The sequence below is a fragment of the Thiohalocapsa sp. genome, from assembly GCF_019695415.1.
Taxonomy (GTDB): Bacteria; Pseudomonadota; Gammaproteobacteria; order Chromatiales; family Chromatiaceae; genus Thiohalocapsa.
Genome location: NZ_JAIFKJ010000388.1, coordinates 1 through 2,860, shown reverse-complemented (window position 1 = coordinate 2,860; position 2,860 = coordinate 1). Strand labels below are relative to the sequence as shown.

The following is a 2,860-nucleotide window of genomic DNA, read 5'->3' as shown; positions in this document are numbered from 1 at the left end:
AGGCGCGGTGGCGCTTCCCGGCCCCGGGGGGTGAAGCAGGCTGCGGCGGGATCGACCTGTACGGGGGGAGCTTCGCGGTCATCTCAGGCGACCAGTTCCAGCAGCTCCTGCGTGCGGTGGCGGCCAACGCGCCGGGGTACGCCTTTCAGCTCGCCATCAAGTCCATGTGCCCGGAGTGCGGCGAGATCATGGACTCGCTACAAAAAGTGCTGCAATCGCTCAACCAGGGGCACATGAACTCGTGCCAGCTCGCCCAGGGCATCGTCAACGACGTCGCAAGCGCCATGGGGAGCAAGCAGACGAGCGATGCGAGCCTGCTTGGCGCGCTCGAAGAGGGCTGGGGCGACATCCACGAGATGGTCACGAGCATCAGCGGCACCTCGTCTGTCGAGGAGGTGGGGCAGAACCTCACCCCGCAGCAGCAGGCCGACAGGGGCCTGAGCGGCAACCTGGTCTGGCATGCGCTCGTAACGCGAAATGCCGATAGCTGGTTCGCCGACGGCGACGCGGCGATGCTCGAGGCGATGATGTCCATCACGGGCTCGGTGATCGTGGCGCCGCCCCAGGAGGACGCGGACGGTCGTGAGGATTCGTTCGACGTGCGCCCGCTCAGCGGCAACCTGCTGACCGTGCGCGATCTGCTCTACGGCAGTCGCAACCAGGACAGCAACCCGGATGCCCAGCAGCGCGTGCGCCGCTATCGCTGTCCCGGCCATGCCGCCCACCAGTGCCGCAACCCGGACATTATCGAGGACGTGACGATGCCGGGTCTCGCCATCGAGGTGCGCGACATGCTCCTTGGGGCCGCGGGCGCGGCCGGGATCGTGGACAAGTTCGGTCTGGCCGACGCGGACCTGACCGCCGCCGAGCGCGCGTTCCTCGAGAACATCCCCGGCGGCATCGGCGCCCAGCTGCGGAATCTCGCGCGCACCGATATCGGCATGGCGCGCGACTACGCCCGTCGCGCGGCGCCGGCGATCGCGATCGACCTGGTGACCGTGCTCATCAACGACGCGGTGCGCGCTGTGGAGTACGCCACCGCGATCCAGGACAACGCCTATGCGCAGATGGTGCAGGACAACATCGACAAGGCCAGGCAGCAGATCAACGACGAGAAGGATCTGTTGAGCAATCGGGTCGGCAACCCGGTGCAGCTGCTCGCGTACTACGACAACCTGATCCGATCAGCGAAACGCACCGTCGGACCGGTCGGCGCGGCCGAGTGAGGACGGGCCATGTTCGAGATCTACTCAATCGGTGACGGGTTCTACTTGACCCGCGTCCTCAACGCCGTCGCGGCCCTGTCCGGCACCGATGACATGCGCCTGCTCGCCAGCGTCGGCTTCCTGGTCGGCGTGATCGTCACGATGCTGCAGAGCGCGTTCCAGGCGCGCGCGCCGCAGATGCAGACCTTCTTCGTGTCGCTTGTCATCTATCTGGCCATGTTCGGGGCAAGCGCCAGAGTGACCGTCGAAGACGTGTTCAGCGGCGATACCTGGGTGGTGGACAACGTCCCGATTGGGGTGGCGGCGGTGGGCTCAGGGGTGTCCCAACTGGGCTATGGCGTCACGCGCCTCTTCGAGACGGCGTTCGCGACGCCGTCGATCACGGACGGATACGTGCGTCCCCTCACCCTGCTGCAGGATGTGCGCAAGCACACACAATCACTGGTGGCGCTGGGCACCGCCAATTATCCGGACGGCAACCAAAACACGGACCTCACGCGCAGCATGGTCAATTACATCAATGATTGCCCGCTCTACGAGATCGACCGCGGGACGCGCAGCTGGAATGAGTTTATGCATGCCCGGGGGTGGGCGAACACCTACGCCTCGACACAACAGGCCATCACGACACGGCTGTACCTGAACGGCGGGGTGCAGGATCTGACCTGCCGGGATGCCTGGACCATGCTGCAGGACTACATTGCTGTGAACTTGGTGCCGGCGCTCGAGGACTCGCTCGCGGCGGCCACCGCCAACGATGCCGCAACCTTCCCCGCGGAGCTCCAGACCGTACTCGATAACGTCGCCGGCGCTGGCATCGACGCCCGGAACTATATGGTCCAGTCGGCATTCCTGCCGTTGATGATCCAGGCCAACGCCAACGCCAGCGCCGAGCTGCAGGACTGGGGCCAGGCGGCCATGATCGAGCAGGCCGGACAGCAGCGAAACACCCAGTGGGCCGCCGAGGAGGTGCTCTTCTCCCGCTACGTGCACCCGGTCATGACGTTCTTCGAGGCCTTCATGTTCGCTGCGGCGCCCCTGATGGTGTTCGCGATCGGCCTCGGCCCGATGGGCTTGAAGATCGTGAGCCGCTACCTGGTGTTCGGCCTCTGGATTCAGCTCTGGATGCCGGTCCTGGCGATCACGAATCTCTACACGGTCACCGGCGCCGAGCGCCATGTCGACGCGCTGCGCGACGCCGCGATCTCCAACGCCCATCCCGACAGTATCGCAGGGATCTTCGCGATGGACCGCGTGATCGGTGACTTCCTCGGCACCGCGGGGATGCTGGCGGCCAGCACGCCCTTCATCACGCTCATGCTGATCTATGGATCGGCCTATACGGCGACTGCCCTCGCGGGTCGGCTGCAGGGCGGCGATCACATCGACGAGAAGATCGTGTCGCCGAGCCTGGCGACGGTCGGGCCCCTGATGCAGCAGTCGCCGGGCTATGCGAACGAACCTGTGGGCGGCACGCGCGCGTACGGCGGAGAGAAAGTGCTGCCGAGGTTCGAGACGCAGCGCTCCGAGGATTCGCTGGTCAAGTCCTTCGAGGCGGAAAGCAGACAAGCACAGACCCGCTTCGGGCAGTCGCTGAGCAGCGTCGGGCAGGAGTCCTCGCAGGCGCTCCGGCG

2 protein-coding genes are annotated in these 2,860 nt (G+C 66.0%); both read left to right on the top strand.

Features of this window, described 5'->3' with window-relative positions; genetic code table 11:
- A partial coding sequence (locus I6U14_RS11080) for a conjugal transfer protein TraH (RefSeq protein WP_296899317.1) occupies positions 1-1,226 on the top strand: 1,226 nt, incomplete at its 5' end.
- A gap of 9 nt (positions 1,227-1,235) precedes the next feature.
- Positions 1,236-2,860: conjugal transfer protein TraG N-terminal domain-containing protein (locus I6U14_RS11075; RefSeq protein WP_296899315.1), on the top strand; the 1,625-nt coding region annotated here is incomplete at its 3' end.